Origin of the sequence: Mangrovicoccus ximenensis (assembly GCF_003056725.1) — a bacterium.
In the GTDB taxonomy this organism is placed as follows: domain Bacteria; phylum Pseudomonadota; class Alphaproteobacteria; order Rhodobacterales; family Rhodobacteraceae; genus Mangrovicoccus; species Mangrovicoccus ximenensis.
On the sequence record NZ_QBKZ01000005.1, the window covers coordinates 89673 to 104377 of the forward strand.

At 68.8% G+C, this 14705-nt stretch carries 10 protein-coding genes, 1 tRNA gene and 8 pseudogenes; 11 read left to right on the forward strand and 8 right to left on the reverse strand.

Annotation, left to right across the window (positions count from 1 at the left end):
• Positions 1-17: 17 nt before the first annotated feature.
• The 4 genes and pseudogenes from C7T91_RS12250 to C7T91_RS12265 all read right to left on the reverse strand — a co-directional run bounded on the left by C7T91_RS12250 (position 18) and on the right by C7T91_RS12265 (position 4672).
• Positions 18-1103, reverse strand: a complete 1086-nt coding sequence (locus C7T91_RS12250) for a sugar ABC transporter substrate-binding protein (RefSeq protein WP_108259506.1) — start codon at positions 1101-1103, stop codon at positions 18-20.
• Between the two features lie 74 nt (positions 1104-1177).
• Entirely contained in the window at positions 1178-1690 is a 513-nt protein-coding gene (locus C7T91_RS12255; protein WP_236638190.1) for a nuclear transport factor 2 family protein, read from the reverse strand.
• Positions 1691-2327: 637 nt separating this feature from the next.
• A pseudogene (gene thiC, locus C7T91_RS12260) lies at positions 2328-3779 on the reverse strand (phosphomethylpyrimidine synthase ThiC); the annotation flags it as partial.
• Positions 3725-4672, reverse strand: coding sequence for a mannitol dehydrogenase family protein (locus C7T91_RS12265; protein WP_108259508.1), 948 nt, complete (start codon positions 4670-4672; stop codon positions 3725-3727). The gene C7T91_RS12265 and the pseudogene thiC, both read right to left, overlap by 55 nt.
• A 143-nt stretch (positions 4673-4815) precedes the next feature.
• On the opposite strand from C7T91_RS12265, the pseudogene C7T91_RS38475 reads away from it, so the two are divergent.
• The 8 genes and pseudogenes from C7T91_RS38475 to C7T91_RS12295 form a co-directional block, all read left to right on the forward strand.
• Positions 4816-4941 (forward strand): annotated as a pseudogene (locus C7T91_RS38475) (GntR family transcriptional regulator); the annotation flags it as partial.
• 446 nt (positions 4942-5387) lie between these two features.
• The gene (locus C7T91_RS32530) at positions 5388-6170 is read left to right on the forward strand and encodes an alpha/beta fold hydrolase (RefSeq protein ID WP_236638191.1); all 783 of its coding nucleotides are present in this window, start codon (positions 5388-5390) and stop codon (positions 6168-6170) included.
• Positions 6171-6591: 421 nt separating this feature from the next.
• On the forward strand, positions 6592-6786 hold the full coding sequence (locus tag C7T91_RS12275; RefSeq protein WP_108259510.1) for a hypothetical protein: 195 nt from the start codon (positions 6592-6594) through the stop codon (positions 6784-6786).
• A gap of 892 nt (positions 6787-7678) precedes the next feature.
• Positions 7679-7843 (forward strand): twin-arginine translocase TatA/TatE family subunit, encoded by a 165-nt coding sequence (locus C7T91_RS12280; protein ID WP_108259511.1) that lies wholly within the window; start codon positions 7679-7681, stop codon positions 7841-7843.
• 39 nt (positions 7844-7882) lie between these two features.
• A pseudogene (gene tatB / locus C7T91_RS12285) lies at positions 7883-8327 on the forward strand (Sec-independent protein translocase protein TatB).
• Positions 8328-8426: 99 nt separating this feature from the next.
• A pseudogene (locus C7T91_RS39430) lies at positions 8427-8573 on the forward strand (hypothetical protein); the annotation flags it as partial.
• 106 nt (positions 8574-8679) lie between these two features.
• Positions 8680-8913: pseudogene (locus tag C7T91_RS39435) on the forward strand (twin-arginine translocase subunit TatC); the annotation flags it as partial.
• A 320-nt stretch (positions 8914-9233) separates the two neighbouring features.
• Positions 9234-10128 (forward strand): annotated as a pseudogene (locus C7T91_RS12295) (ATP-binding protein).
• Here the strand turns inward: C7T91_RS12295 and C7T91_RS12300 are convergent.
• Both C7T91_RS12300 and C7T91_RS12305 read right to left on the reverse strand, forming a co-directional pair.
• Positions 10107-10508 (reverse strand): ABC transporter permease family protein, encoded by a 402-nt coding sequence (locus tag C7T91_RS12300; RefSeq protein WP_108259512.1) that lies wholly within the window; start codon positions 10506-10508, stop codon positions 10107-10109. The pseudogene C7T91_RS12295 and the gene C7T91_RS12300 sit on opposite strands and share 22 nt — an antisense overlap.
• The gene (locus C7T91_RS12305; protein ID WP_201742086.1) at positions 10509-11039 is read right to left on the reverse strand and encodes a periplasmic substrate-binding domain-containing protein; all 531 of its coding nucleotides are present in this window, start codon (positions 11037-11039) and stop codon (positions 10509-10511) included.
• A gap of 11 nt (positions 11040-11050) precedes the next feature.
• On the opposite strand from C7T91_RS12305, the pseudogene C7T91_RS12310 reads away from it, so the two are divergent.
• Positions 11051-11344, forward strand: a pseudogene (locus C7T91_RS12310) (tyrosine-type recombinase/integrase); the annotation flags it as partial.
• Between the two features lie 155 nt (positions 11345-11499).
• On the opposite strand, the gene C7T91_RS12315 reads toward C7T91_RS12310, so the two are convergent.
• Both C7T91_RS12315 and C7T91_RS12320 read right to left on the reverse strand, forming a co-directional pair.
• A tRNA-Leu gene (locus C7T91_RS12315) sits at positions 11500-11583 on the reverse strand.
• 123 nt (positions 11584-11706) lie between these two features.
• Positions 11707-12828: an amidohydrolase family protein gene (locus tag C7T91_RS12320; RefSeq protein ID WP_108259513.1), complete on the reverse strand. Its 1122-nt coding sequence runs from the start codon at positions 12826-12828 to the stop codon at positions 11707-11709.
• A gap of 46 nt (positions 12829-12874) precedes the next feature.
• On the opposite strand from C7T91_RS12320, the pseudogene C7T91_RS12325 reads away from it, so the two are divergent.
• Positions 12875-13594 (forward strand): annotated as a pseudogene (locus C7T91_RS12325) (alpha-D-ribose 1-methylphosphonate 5-triphosphate diphosphatase); the annotation flags it as partial.
• Between the two features lie 256 nt (positions 13595-13850).
• Entirely contained in the window at positions 13851-14696 is an 846-nt protein-coding gene (locus tag C7T91_RS35525; RefSeq protein ID WP_236638192.1) for a hypothetical protein, read from the forward strand.
• Positions 14697-14705 lie beyond the last annotated feature (9 nt).

Genomic DNA, 14705 nt, shown 5'->3' on the forward strand with positions numbered 1-14705 from the left:
GGGATCCCGTCAAGAGATCAGTTGTAGTCGCAGAGCTCGCTGGCCGTCCGTCCCCAGATCCGCGTCTCGGCATAGGAGGCCGCCGACCCGTCCAGCATGGTGTTCGGCATGAAGTTCCACTTGTAGGGCGGTTCGTCGATCGAAGGCGGGCTGTCCGGCGACAGCTCGCGCTCGCCGTCGATCACCTCTCCGGTGTTGAGATAGGCCGCCAAAGCCCACATGGCCGCGGCGCCCTCGATATAGGGAGCCTGCACCGAGGTGCCGACCAGCTCTCCGTTCATCACCGCTTCGTTGGTCGTGGCATTCATGCAGGTGCCGCCGACGAACAGAACATCCTCGCCCGGCGCGATCCCGTTTTCCCTGGCCGCGCGCATCGCGCCATAGGCAAGCGCGTCATTCACGCCATAGACCCAGTTGAACTTGCCGGCATTCGCCGGAATGATCTGGGAGCCGACCGCATAGCCCTCGTTCTCGAGAAAGCCGCCGGAATTCACGTCGGCCAGGATATGCGCGCCGTCCGGAAAGCTGCGCGCCATCTCGTCCCGGAACCCCTGCACGCGCTGCTGCGCGGCAGCATGTCCGGCCACGGTATTCACGATCAGCCCGTCACCCAGCTCCACCCCCGCGGCGTCCGCCCCGGCGATCAGCAGTTGCGCCGCGTTCACGCCCGAAAGATAGTCGTTCACCCCGCCATAGGCGACGAACAGCGCGCTCTGCTCCGGCACCGGCGCCTGGTTCAGCAGCACCAGCGGGATACCCGCCTGGGTGATCGACATCTCCGAGGCCACGGCCGCCGCTCCGGAAACCGGGTTCAGGACAATCCCGATCGGCTTTCCGCCGGTGGCCAGCAACTGCTGGATCGCCGCATCCTGCTGTTCCTGCGTGGAAGATTCCACATACGTGACCTCCCAGCCGAATTCCTGCGCAACATCGGCGACGCCGACGGCGTTCTGCCCGAAATACGGGTTCTCGCGCGATTGGCCGAACATCACGATCGACCCGCTCTCGGGCAGATCGGCGAAAGCAGCGCCCCCGGCCGCCGACAGGGCAGCCGCCAGCATCAGCGCGGACGCATCGCGCCGCACTTTTCCATTGTTTTCCATGGTCTCCTCCCAATTTGGAATTTTGGTCCGGCTCCGGCCGGGGCCTCCCAACCCCGGTGCCGGAGCGGCAGTCGTCATCCCGTCTTGCGCGCATCCTCCCAGACGACCCGCAGACGGGTCAGCGTCAGCGACGCGATCCGCCAGAGTCCGCCGACGCGGCGGTATTCCTCGTCGTAATGGCCATAGCCGTGCATGACCTCATGCCCGTATTCGAGCCGGTCATAGAGCGACCAGCGACCGGTCGCCCGGTCCTCCGAGTGAATGTCGATCTGCGGATCATGGCCCTGGTGGACCGAGATGATGCCGCCCACCGCGCCCTCGATCACCTTCGCCGTCGCGCGCCCGCCGACAACGACCCAGTCGCCGGGCACGGCATCCGCCTGCGTCACTCCGTGATGGCCGACATGGTGCTGGACTTCGCCGCTGAAATCGACCCGGGCATCGGAGGTGAAGATGTCGGCTATGGACGCCCAGTCCTTCGCATCCACGGCAGTGAAATATCTCGCCTTGAGAAGCTTGATGTCCTCGATGGCAACAAGTCGTGCAATATCGCTCACCGCCGGAGCGGTGTTTGCAGTTTGATACATCATGAAGTCCTCCCTTGCGCCCGACCGGAAGGCGGCAGCCGCTTCCCCCCTTTGGACACTGAGACTTAACCATCCGGGTCGAAGATTCGTCAATAACGAATTATTTCGCTATGATTGATATACGGCCAGTTTGCCGTCCATTGATGACAGCTCGGCGCAGGCACACGGCGCGACGCAGACTCAATCCGGCCTCCCCGCCTTGGCGATGCCGCCGCATGCCTGTCCGCACTCTGCCAGACGGCAACCGTCCTGCAGCACCGCGCCCGCGCCTCATGCCCGAGAACATGGACGAAGCGCCGGGGCAACAAGCGCGCCATGGCCGCCGCCGCGCTGGCAACGGGCCGACGCATGCCCCCGGGGACACCGGCAGGGAGACCGCGACCCTGTAACGGAGAGTGACCCGGAAGACTGCCACCCGCTCCGGCGGCACAAGCTGCCCGGCCAAAAATGCTGACGGAGACGGCCCCCTTGCCGCAGCCGGAACATCGTTCGTTGCCGATCCGCAGGTCTTCCCGCGCGGCCTCGCCGAAGTTCCCGCGCAGGTCCGACTCCGGATCGGCATCTTCAGGACCGGATCAATGCCGCCGTCCAGTTTCGCCGTGCACGGCGGAGCGGCTGCCAGTCCGCAGCAGGGCGATCACTCCGCCGCGCCGGCCGGAACGTAGAGCGTGCCCGCCGCGCGGAACTTCTCCGCCATCCCGGCCATCCCGTCGAGGCGTTCCGCTTCGGCGCGGATGTCCTGGCTGATCCGCATCGAGCAGAATTTCGGCCCGCACATCGAGCAGAAATGCGCCGTCTTGTGCGCCTCGGCCGGCAGGGTCTCGTCATGCATCTCCCGCGCAGTGTCCGGGTCGAGGCCGAGATTGAACTGGTCCTGCCAACGGAAGCCGAAACGCGCGCGGCTGAGCGCGTCGTCGCGGCGCTGCGCCCCCGGATGCCCCTTGGCCAGGTCGGCGGCATGGGCAGCGAGCTTGTAGGTGATCACCCCGGTCTTGACGTCGTCGCGGTCGGGCAGTCCCAGATGCTCCTTCGGCGTGACGTAGCAGAGCATCGCCGTGCCGAACCAGCCGATCATCGCCGCGCCGATCGCGCTGGTGATGTGGTCATAGCCCGGCGCGATATCCGTGGCGAGCGGCCCGAGCGTGTAGAACGGCGCCCCGTGGCAGTGCCTGAGCTGCTCCTCCATGTTCTCGCGGATCTTGTGCATCGGCACATGGCCCGGCCCCTCGATCATCACCTGGCAGTCCTTCGCCCAGGCGATCTGCGTCAGCTCGCCGAGGCAGTGCAGCTCGGCGAACTGCGCCTCGTCATTGGCATCGGCGATGGAGCCCGGACGCAGCCCGTCGCCCAGCGAGAAGCTGACATCGTAGCGGCGGCAGATGTCGCAGATCTCGTCGAAATGCTCGTAGAGGAAGCTCTCGCGGTGATGATGCAGGCACCATTTCGCCATGATCGAGCCGCCGCGGCTGACGATGCCGGTCACGCGGCCCGCGGTCATCGGGATCATGTGCAGCCGCAGCCCGGCATGGATGGTGAAATAATCGACCCCCTGCTCGGCCTGTTCGACCAGCGTGTCGCGGAAGATCTCCCAGGTCAGGTCCTCGGCCACGCCGCCGACCTTCTCCAGCGCCTGGTAGAGCGGCACGGTGCCGATCGGCACAGGCGCGTTCCTGAGGATCCACTCGCGGATGTTGTGGATGTTGCGCCCGGTGGAGAGGTCCATCACCGTGTCCGCGCCCCAGCGGATTGCCCAGACCATCTTCTCCACCTCTTCTTCCATCGAGGAGGTGACGGCGGAGTTGCCGATATTGGCGTTGATCTTCACCTTGAAATTGCGGCCGATCACCATCGGCTCCAGCTCGGGATGGTTGACATTGGCCGGCAGGATGGCGCGGCCTGCGGCGATCTCGGCACGCACGAAATCCGGCGTCACCAGATCGGGAAGCGCGGCACCGAAGGGCTCGCCGCCGCGCGGAGCGGCCGCCAGCCGGCCCTCGTTTTCGCGGATCGCGGCGAATTCCATTTCGGGGGTGATCACCCCGGCCCGCGCGGCGGCCAGCTGGGTGACGGCGGCGCCGTCTCCATGCCGCGCGCGGCGAAGCCCGGCATCACCTCGGCCTCCATCACCGCCGCCAGCCGCGCGCCCACCGGCCCGTCGAGCAGATCGCGCACGATCGCGTCCGGATCGGCCCCGGCCTCCTGCCAGAAGGCCGCCATGGCGGTATGGCCGAGATTGAGGATGTGCAGCTTCAGCCGCTCGATGGTCTCGAGCTTTTCCACCACCTGCACCGCCGGATGCGCGACCGGCGCGGCGAGCCCCGGCTGCGCCTCGATCGCCCAGAGCGCATAGGGTTCCGCCACCGCGCCCACCGGGTCGAGCGGTGCCGAGACGATGCGGTCGACCAGGCTGTTCGCCCAGAGGCAGTCGTCGAGCCAGCCGGTCAGCGCCGCGCCGGCGCCCTGCTGCGCGGCGATCTCCAGCACGCGGGCCTTCAGCACATGGCCATTGTCGGGAATCAGCTCCATCGGGAAGATCGTCAGCGGTGCCTTGCCTGCCGCCTGCCGCGCCTTCAGCAGATGGAAGAGCTTCGCGGGATAGCTCATCGCCTGCTCCGGGGCGGCGGCGGTGTCGGCGGGCTTCGGATCGTAGCCCGAGTCGCCGGTATTCGACAGGATCGCCTCGGCCTCTTCGGTGATCACCCGCGCGAGCTCGGCCCAGTCCGCCGCGGTCGAGAGCGTGCGCTTGACCGAAGTCACCTGCCGTTCCTCGTCCACCACCTCGCCGTCCTGCATGCCGCGGATCAGCACCGGGTAGCCCGCCGGATCGGCCAGCGCACCCAGCCGGGCGGCGCGCGACGGGTCGCCCGAGCTCTGCACCACGGTGACCGCGCCCTTGGGCGTGCCTTCGGAGAAGAACAGGTCGGCATGGGCCTGCAGGAACCGCGAGGTTCCGAACTGGACGATGGGGGTGGTGACGGGCATGAGGGTCCTCGCTGGGCTGGGGCGGCGGGTGCCGCTTGTCGGTCTTTTATTTATAAAGTACCAAACAGGTCAAATCCTGTCTCGCGGAAAGGGTGACGGCGATGTCGCGGCGCAACCAGACCTTCCTTGCCGGCCTCGACCGGATGCTCGGCCTGCTCGCCCGGATGCAGCCGGGGCGGGGGCTGGGCGCGGAGCAGGAGCTCGCGGCCGAGCTGGGGCTGAGCCGGACGACGGTCCGGGCGATCCTGGCGCATCTGTCAGAGACCGGGCTGATCGCCTGGGAGGGGCGCGACAAGCGGCTCCTGCGCGCGCCGGGGCCGCAGGACCGCCCCGAGGCCTCGCCGGATCCGGCGGAGAGCTTCCCCGGCCAGTTCCTCGGCTGGATCCTCGAAGGCGACGTGCCGCCGGGCACCGCGCTGAACGAAAGCGAGCTGGCGCGGCGCTTCGGCGTGCCGGTTTCGGCGGTGCGCGATTTCCTGATCCGCTTCGCGCCGATGGGGCTGATCGAGAAGGCGCCGAACCGGCACTGGCGGCTCAAGGGCTTCACCCGGGCCTTCGCCGCCGAGATGTTCGACATGCGCGAGCTGATCGAGATGCAGGCGGTCCGCGCGCTGGCAGCCGCGCCGGATCTCGCGCGCGTCGCGGCGCTGGCCGAAGCGGGCCGCCCCTGGTGCTGGCCCATGGCTGGCCCTGGTCGGCGCAGAGCTGGCACCGGGTGCTCCCGGTGCTGGCCCGGCAATTCACCGTGCATCTCTACGACATGCCGGGCTACGGCAGCTCCGAGATGCGGCCGGGACAGGAGACCGGGCTCGGCCGGCAGGGCTTGGTCTTCGCCGCGATGATGGCGAACTGGGACCTCGAGCGCCCGGCGGTCTGGGCGCATGACATGGGCGGCGCCGTGGCGCTGCGCGCGCATCTGCTGCACGGCGCGGACTTCTCGCGGCTGGCGCTGATGAATGTCGTGGCAATGCGGCCCTGGGGCTCGGCCTTCTTCGACCATGTCGGCCGCCATGTGGAGGCCTTCCAGGGCGTGCCGCCGCATATCCATGCCGCCATCGTGCGCGCCTATGTCGGCGGCGCGCTGGCCCGGCCGCTGCCCGGGGAAGATGCGGAGATGCTGGCCGCGCCCTGGCTCGGCGAGGCCGGGCGGCTGAGCTTCTACGCCCAGTTCGCCCAGGCCGACGAGGCCTTCACCGCCGAGATCGAGCCGATGTTCTCCGCCTGCCGCTGTCCGGCCGCAGTGGTCTGGGGCGAGGACGACCCGTGGATCCCGCTGGCCCCGGCATCGACACCGGCCAGCCCATCGCCGCCGCGCCATGGACGAACGCGCCGATCGCAGGGCCGAGCTCGAGCCGGGGGCATCGAAACGCCCTCGCCCCGCAATTTCCACGCCCGCGCCCCACAACGGAATTCAGCGCGACCCAGAGCTCTGGCGCCTGTGCCTCCGGTTCGCAATGCCGGATCCAGCCCGCCCGCCCGGACACACCGCCCGCGGTGACAAGCGCCTCGACCGGATAGAGCCCGTCCGCCGACCGGCCGGGCCTCTGCGCCCACGGGCTTCCAGCCGGTGACGCCAAGCAACAGCGCCAGCATCCGCCCCGGCGTCATCGCCCCGATGGGCCCAGGCGGCACGCAGGACACCACCAGCGGCTGACGATACGTGCCCGGATCGCGCCGAACCGTCGTCGGCTGACCGTCCCCGTCCATCAGCCCCGGCCCGGGCTCACGGTGGATGCCTCCCGCGTGATGGCGCAGCACCGCCCGGGCGGCGGAGAGATCGGGGCCAGCCATGGCCGGCCAGGGAAATCCGGCAGCACCAGGGCGATACTCCCCCCCCGCACTTGATGCGGGGGCTCCCGGCAAGCCTCTGGCGAAAGCCCGGGACGTTGGCGCCCCACAGGCACAGGACAGGACCGCGAATGGGTCAGATGGCGCTCTGCATGGCGCCGGGTTCCCGCAAGACCGCGCTCAAGATCCTGCCCGGGGAAATTGGCGAGGCCTTCGAGGCGCATGCCGCCAACCTGCCGCGCGGCGATCATCCGAAGCCCGGCTTCCCGGCGCTGCCCCCAAGGGCACGATCCCGGTGCCGGTCCGCCGCGACGGCAGGGCGATGACGGAATTGCCGTCGATCGCGGTCCGGCTTCGCCGCGCCTCGAGCCGGTTCTGGCCGGAGGACCCCGCCGCAGAGGCCCGCGCGCTGGAGGCCATGTCCCATGTCGCCGAAGTGATCCGCGGCCAGGCTGTCGCGCGGGTCTTCCCGGCGGGGCCTCCGGCGGCAATCCGGAGGCGAAAGCCGGGAGATGGCGCATCCTCGCGGCCGGGTTCGATTCGCTGGAGACAGAGCCTCCGGCGGACAGCCATGCGCCCGGCACCTGCTCGGCCGCGGATCACCGCGCATTTCCGGCGGATGCCGTCGCGCCCGGTGCCTGTGCTGAAGGAGGAAGGCCATCGACCGGAGCAGCTGCCCACGGGGGCATGATCCCGACATGTCCGGGCGGCGTTTGAGGTCCCGGGGCTCCGCGGCGTGGGGGCTGTGAGGCTCGGCCCCGGGACCTGATCGCTTGCTTGCGATGAGACCGGTCTAGCTCAGGCACGTGGCGCCTTGAGGGAGCGGACGCGGCAACCGCGGGNGCTGTGAGGCTCGGCCCCGGGACCTGATCGCTTGCTTGCGATGAGACCGGTCTAGCTCAGGCACGTGGCGCCTTGAGGGAGCGGACGCGGCAACCGCGGGATCAATTCGCGGCGGAAATGAGGCAGCGGCGCACTTCCACGCGAAACTGCACGGCACCGGCGGCGCGCGCCGTCTCCTGCAGGTCCTGCGATGTCTGGGGGGAAAAGTTTGAGGTCCCGGAGCTTTGCGGCGTGGGGCTCTGAGGCTTGGCCCCGGGACCTGATCGCTTGCTTGCGACGAGAATGTTCCAGCCCCGGCGGATGGCGCCAAGAGGGACGGTCCGGGGCAATCCCCGGGCCCTTTCATGGCCGAATTCAGGCAGCCGTCAGAGGCGGATGCCGTGGCGTCCCGTGATCGCCGTGGTGGTGCTGGTCCTGTTCGGACGCGGCAAGGTCGCAGGCCTGATGGGCGAAGTGGGCAAGGGCATCACCTCGTTCAAGCGCGGGATGAAGGAAGGCCAGGACGAGCTGGAAAAGNCCTGCCGANGACCAAGGACGTGACNCCCGTCCGAAACCGCCAAGGACAAGGTGTAAGCCTTAATGTTCGACATCGGCTGGACCGAGCTCCTGGTCATCGGCGTGGTGGCCCTGATCGTCGTCGGCCCGAAGGACCTGCCGGTGATGTTCCGCACCCTGGGACAGTTCACCGGCAAGGCGCGGGCGATGGCGCGGGAATTCACCAGCGCGATGAACGCCGCCGCCGACGANGGCGGGGGTGAAGGACATCGAGAAGAACCTGCGCGACATTTCCAACCCGCGCGCCGCGGGGATGCGCAAGGTGCAGGAGGCGGCCGACGCCTTCGAGAAATGGGACCCGATGGGCGCCAAGGACGGCAAGACCAAGTCCGCGCCGTCCGGTCCCGCCTCGCGCGCCGAGGCCGAGGCGGCGCTTGCCGCCAAGCCCGACGCCGATCCGGCGCCTGCGACCGCCGCGCCTGAAGAGGCGCCCGCGCAGCCCGCCGGCCAGCCGGACAAGACCGCATGACCGAAGATCATNATCGACGACAGCTCCGCCCCGCTCATCGAGCATCTGGCGGAGCTCCGGACGCGGCTGATCCGCTCCGTTCTGGCTTTCGTGATCGCGATGGTGGCCTGCTTCACCATTGCGGAGCCGCTGCTGAACTTCCTGGTCGAGCCGATCGCGGAAATCCTGCGCGCGCGCGGCGAGGATCCGCGGNCTGATCTTCACCGCCCCGCAGGAGAAGTTCTTCGTGCTCGTGCGGATCTCGATCATCATGGNGCTTCNGGGCTGAGCTTTCCGGTCATCGCCCACCAGATGTGGCGGTTCGTGGCGCCCGGGCTCTACAAGTCCGAGCAGAAGNGCCTTCCTGCCCTTCATCCTCGCCTCGCCGGTCCTGTTCCTCGCGGGCGCTGCCTTCGCGCAGTACATCGTGACCCCGATGGCGATGAACTTCTTCATCGGCTTCTCGGANCGCGATCCCGGCGTTGGCCAACNTTGATCGCGGGCGAAGNGCAATTTCGAGGCGCCCGCGGGCAGCGCCGCGCAGGAAGAGCTGAAGACGGTGTTCCTCGGCTCGGTGCGCGAAAGCCTCGACCTGTCGCTGAAATTCATCTTCGCCTTCGGCCTGTGCTTCCAGCTTCCCGTGTTGCTGACCCTGATGGGCAAGGCCGGGATGGTCNTCGGCGCGCGGCCTGAAGGACATGCGCAAATACGCCGTCGTCGGCATCCTGACGCTGGCTGCGCTGGTGACGCCGCCGGACGTGATCACCCAGGTGATCCTGTTCACCGTCGTGTATGCGCTCTACGAAATCTCCATCTTCCTTGTCGCCCGCGTCGACCGCGAACGCGAGAAGAAGCTGAAGGAAGAGGGNACTCTGGGACGAGGAANGCCGATGGACACGGCGTTTGAGACCGACCCGATGCTGANGGATTGCCGAGGCGCTGGAGCGGATCAGCCCGCCGCCCGGCTCGGTTCCGAATTTCGACGCGGCCGATGCCTTCGTCTGGCAGACCGCGCCGGACCGGCTGGCGCCGGTGGCCAGGGTCAACCGCGTGGAGCTGCCGCTTCTGGTCGGCATCGAGCGCTCGCGCGACACGCTGCTGGCCAACACGCTGCAATTCGCCAGGGGATTCCCGGCCAACAACGCGCTGCTCTGGGGCGCGCGCGGCATGGGGAAATCCTCGCTGGTCAAGGCCGTGCACGGCGCGGTCCTGGCCGAGGGCCATGCGGTGAAGCTGGTGGAAATCCAGCGCGAGGACCTGCCGTCGATCGGACGGCTCCTGCACATCCTGCGCGAGACCGACACNGCGGGTGGTGCTGTTCTGCGACGATCTGAGCTTCAGCCATGACGACGAGCACTACAAGTCGCTCAAGGCGGTTCTCGACGGCGGCATCGAGGGCCGTCCCGACAACGTAATTCTCTATGCAACGTCGAACCGCCGCCACCTGATGCCGCGCGACATGATCGAAAACGAGCGCAGCTCGGCGATCAACCCGGCCGAGGCGGTCGAGGAAAAGGTGTCGCTGTCGGACCGGTTCGGTCTGTGGCTCGGCTTCCATCCCTGCTCGCAGGATGACTACCTCGCGATGATCCGCGGCTATTGCGACGCCTACGGGCTGGAAATCGGCGCCGATGAGCTGCGCGCCGAGGCGATCGAATGGCAGGCGACGCGGGGCTCGCGCTCGGGCCGGGTGGCCTGGCAGTTCTTCACCGATCTCGTGCGATGTAGAGATGCGTGCCCATCCGCGCCTCCGCCAGCAGCTGGCGCAGGAGCGGCAGCGCCGCGGCGGCATCGGGGGCGTCATGGACGGCAACCGGATTGAGGGCCTTGATGCGGGCCGCGGCATCGGGCGAGCGCAAAGCCGAGCAGGCCGGAAAGCAGCCAGGCCGAGCCGGTCAGCGCCAGCGAGGCGCCGATCCGGTCGCGCATCACCTCGGCCACCGGCGCGTTGTAGGAGGTGCTGTAGCCCAGATCGCCCGACAGCAGGTTGCCGGCCCAGCCGAGAAACTGCGCATGGACCGGCCGGTCCAGCCCCCAGGCGGCCTCGATCCGGGCCTTCTGCTCGGGACCGACGCGGGCGACGGCCGGCCCCAGATAGGCGTCCACCGGATCGACCGGCGAGGCCTTCATCAGGAGGAACACCGCCAGCGCGACGCAGGCCAGCAGCGCCGCCTGCCGGGCGAGAATGCGCAGGAGAGGCACTTACTCGCAGGTCCAGCGCCAGTCGGCGATGGTCGCGGTGACCGGCCAGCCATGGCCATGCGGCTCGATCTGGGTCCGGCCGAGATCGAGGCAGGCATCGGCGAAATAGACATGGTCGAGATTGACGAGCCAGGTCCAGGCATTGTCGCCATGCAGCCCGTAATGCTCGGCCGCTGCCGACCAGAAGGGGAAGGAGGCCTCGAGGCTTTCCGCCGCCTGGGCCTCGGCAAACAGCGCGTCGACCTCGGGATTGGCGTAGAAGGACGGGTTGGAATAGCCCTGCCCGGCCAGTTCGGAGGCGTAGATGCCGTAGAGCTGGTAGGGCGAATGGCTGCCGAAGCCGAAGACCGCCGGTTCCGAATGCATCACCCGGCGGATCGCGTCCCAGCTGCCGCCGACCGGGGTGGCCTCGATGCCGAGCGGCCGCAGCAGCTCCGCCGCGGTCTCGGCCAGCGCCTGCCGGGTGGCATCGGCGGCCGGGTAGTTGATCGGGAAGGCCGCTTGGCAGCGTGTCCGGATTTCGGCGACCACCTCAAACCAACATGAAAATAGAGGTCTATTGCCCGGCACGGTTGCAGGCATATCTCGCGGGGCTTCCTCGACGCGGGGACCACATTCTTGCCAAGAATGCGACTGAACCACTTGGCAAGCGGCAGGTGCAGAAGGTCGTAGAGGACGTGCGCGAAGCGATTGGCGTCAAGGATGGGGATGACCGGTTGGTGCCGCACGGATGGCGCTACACGGCGGCCAAGGAATTGGCGGATGCGGGAGTCGATATCCGCGATATTCAGGCGGTCACGGGGCACAAAACCCTTGAGATGGCACAGAAATATGCCTCGGGCGCGGATCAGAAAAAGGCGTCGAAACGGGCTCAGCAGAAGCGGGAACGAAACAAAGACAAACCGGGAAAGTGCGAAAAAGATTGCGAAACTGTTCCAGTTTCGGAGCGTCCAAAAACGGAGACCTCAGAAAATGATCATCGATTTCAAGATGGTGCGGGTGAAGGGACTCGAACCCCCACGCCAAAGGCGCCAGAACCTAAATCTGGTGCGTCTACCAATTTCGCCACACCCGCGTGCCGGATCGTTTAGCAAAGCTCCCGCAGGGATGCGAGGGAATTTTGCCGGCCACCGCCATCAGTGTTCGTGATGCCATGAACCATAAACATTCATTTCCAATATGGCGCAGAACTCTCCATCTAAGGCGCAAGCCAGAACAAAGGAGACCCCCATGGCCCATGCCGCAGAAGCCTCCCGCCTGCCCCGCCCTGCCAACCTGCCCCGCCTGATCGGCGGCGGCGCGCTCGCCGTGCTCGCCCTCGCAGTGCTGGCCGCGCTGCCGAAGGACAGCCCTGCCCCGAGCGCGCCGCCGCCAGCGCCATGCGCATCGCCTCGAACATGTCCGCCGATTTGGTGTCGGTGCACAGCGTGACTGCCGCCCCCGCCTCCTGCAGCGCCTTCACCGGCGCGGCGGCGCCGAAGGACGCATTGCCGATCGGCGCATGCGCCACCACCGCGCCCGACCGGCCGAACCGGGCGATGTCGCTGCCGGACATGAAGATGCAATGCGCCGCGATCAGGCCGGGCCCGAGCAGCCCGAGATCGTCGAGGAATTCGGTCGGCGTCATGCCCTCGCGTGCCCGGAGCTGCGCCACCTCCATCGGCGACTGGCTCAGATGGGTGTGGATCTGCCGCCCTGTCGCCGCAGCCAGGTCGCGCATCTCGGCGAAGATCCGGCGCGAACAGCTGTCGGGCGCATGCGGCGCCAGGATGGCCGAGATCCGGCCCCGTCCGTCCCAGCGCGCCACCGTTTCGAGCGCCGCGCCCAGCGTCGCCTCGCCCAGGCGCCGGTCCTCGACGAAACGCCCCTCGGCCAGCGCGGCGCTGTCCATGTCCATCACACGGCCGCCGACCATGGCGCGCAGGCCGAATTCCTCCGCCGCCTGCGCCAGCGCCCCGGGGCAGCGGTAGTAGTCGACGATGGTCGTCGCCCCGGCGCAGAGCATCTCCATCACGCCAAGTCGCGCCAGCGCCAGAGTCTCCTCTTCCGACAGCCAGTGCCCCTGCGGCACCCCGGGAATGTACGCCGGGGCAAAGCCGCGGTCCTCGACCATGCCGCGCACCGCCATCAGCGGCGAATGGTTGTGCGAGTTCACCAGCCCCGGCAGGCAGAGCGCGCCGCGCGCGTCATGCACCGCGCAGCCCGGCGGCGCGCCGAGCCCCGCTGCCCCGCTGCCGCCCGGCATCGGCGCCGTCACGGTCGAAAATGACGGGCCGCTCGAAGACACCGCGGCGCGCGCCCTGGCGCTGCTTGCCGCCATCCCCGCCTGACCCTTCCCGTCCAGCCTCCCCCGAAGGACCCCTGCCATGGACCAGCTCGTTGCCTCCGCCCTGCCGCATCCTGCGGTTTCCGCCAGCTTCTGCCTCGGCAATGCCAGGCTGGTGCTGCCCGACCGGGTGGAGCCCGGCTGGATCGCGGTCGAGGACGGGCAGATTGCCGGGATCGGCTTCGGCGCGGGGCTGCCCGCAGGCGCCGTCGATTGCGGCAGCGACCTGCTGATGCCCGGGCTCGTCGAACTGCATACCGACAATCTCGAACGCCATATCGAACCCCGCCCCGAGGTCGCCTGGCCGCACCGCCCGGCGCTCCTGGCGCATGACGGCGAGCTGGCCTCGGCCGGGATCACCACGGTCTTCGACGCGCTGCGCGTCGGCTCGATCACCTCGCAGGACCAGGGCTACGGCAAATATGCCCGCGGCGTGGCCGACGAGCTGGCCGAGCTGCGCCGCCTCGGCGCCTTCCGGGTCTCGCATTTCGTGCATCTGCGCGCCGAGATCTGCTCCGAGACGCTGCTCGCGGAGCTGGCCGAATTCGGCCCCGGCGACCGGATCGGCATCCTCAGCCTGATGGACCACACGCCCGGCCAGCGGCAGTTCCGCGACCTCTCCAAGCTGAAGGCCTATTGGGCGGGCAAGCGCGGCTTCACCGACGCGGCCTTCGAGGCGCATGTCGCGCATCTCCACGGGCTGCAGGCCCGCTTCGGCGCCGATCACGAGGCCGGGGCCGCCGCCGAGGCGCGCCGGCTGGACCGCCGGCAGCCCTGACGCCGCAGGCAGCGCTTGGCCCGCCGCGTTCCCGGACCCCGACGACGGCGGTCCCGCTGCAGACACGCAGGGCGTGGAGCAGGACGACAGCGCAAGCGACTGGCCGCTCTCCTTCGCCGCCAGCGGCACCCCCGAGCATGGGCCCGACGAGGACGGGGTCTCCGCCGCCCCCGAAGCCGCGGATAGCTGGCCTGCCTTCCTTGATGACAGCGCCGAGCCGGAGGCCGTCGCCGAAGACATGCCGGAACCGGAGCTGTCCCTTGATTTGCATGTCGACGGCTCTGCGGACCAGTCCGCCGGCGACGCTGCGCCGCTGCCCTTCGGCGGAACCGAAGAGGGCTCTGCGGATCCGGACGCCACGTCCACGTCGGCTGCGGCGCAAGAAACGGAAAAGATGCCGGAAGCACTGACCGCAACCGATCCGGTGGACGGCGAAGACCCGGCCCTGCATGGCGCCACGGCAGCCGGACTGCCGGATGGCGACGAGGCGGCGGCCGAGCCGGAGGAGATCGGAGAGCACGCTCCCTGGGCGATTTCCTTCTCCCGGGCCGCGCCGCAAGCCGCCGAGGCGCCGGAAGGCGACGAAGCCGATGCTCTGGCCAAGGCCGGAGACGAGCCCCGGGACGAGGACGGCACAGCGGATATCGCCGGAACGGACATGGACACGCCGGCCGGTCCCCTGTCCGGCGCCGGAGCGGATGCTGCCGCCATGGAGCTGGCAGCAGACACCGGACCCGATGACGCCGAAGCAACGGCCTCCGGCGAGGCCGACGGCGCCATGTTCCGCTCGGCGCGGCCCGGCCCGGCGGCGCTTGCGGAGACCGATCTTCCGCAGGACGCCCTGGCTGGCGACCCCGCGTCCATCCAGGCCGGTCCCGCGGGCAGCCCATGGGCCAGGCAGGCGATCAGGTGCGGCAGGGCGAACTGCGCGTCGACCGCGTTCGCCGGATCGCAGACCCCCATCTTGGCGGCCACATCGGCGAAGGAGCGGATGGTCAGCCGCTCCACCTCGTCCGGTGCCACGCCCTCCAGCACGGCTGCGGCCGCTTCCAGCGCGGGCGCGATCCAGCGGCAGGCCGGATAGGTCTTGAAC

Coding starts and splice junctions, on each gene's coding strand:
- C7T91_RS12320 (WP_108259513.1), bottom strand. CDS start 12,828: ATGGCGGCAAGCAGCGCCAGGGCGCGCGCCGCGGTGTCTTCGAGCGGC.
- C7T91_RS12255 (WP_236638190.1), bottom strand. CDS start 1,690: ATGTATCAAACTGCAAACACCGCTCCGGCGGTGAGCGATATTGCACGA.
- C7T91_RS12275 (WP_108259510.1), top strand. CDS start 6,592: ATGGGTCAGATGGCGCTCTGCATGGCGCCGGGTTCCCGCAAGACCGCG.
- C7T91_RS35525 (WP_236638192.1), top strand. CDS start 13,851: ATGCCGGAACCGGAGCTGTCCCTTGATTTGCATGTCGACGGCTCTGCG.
- C7T91_RS12250 (WP_108259506.1), bottom strand. CDS start 1,103: ATGGAAAACAATGGAAAAGTGCGGCGCGATGCGTCCGCGCTGATGCTG.
- C7T91_RS12265 (WP_108259508.1), bottom strand. CDS start 4,672: ATGCCCGTCACCACCCCCATCGTCCAGTTCGGAACCTCGCGGTTCCTG.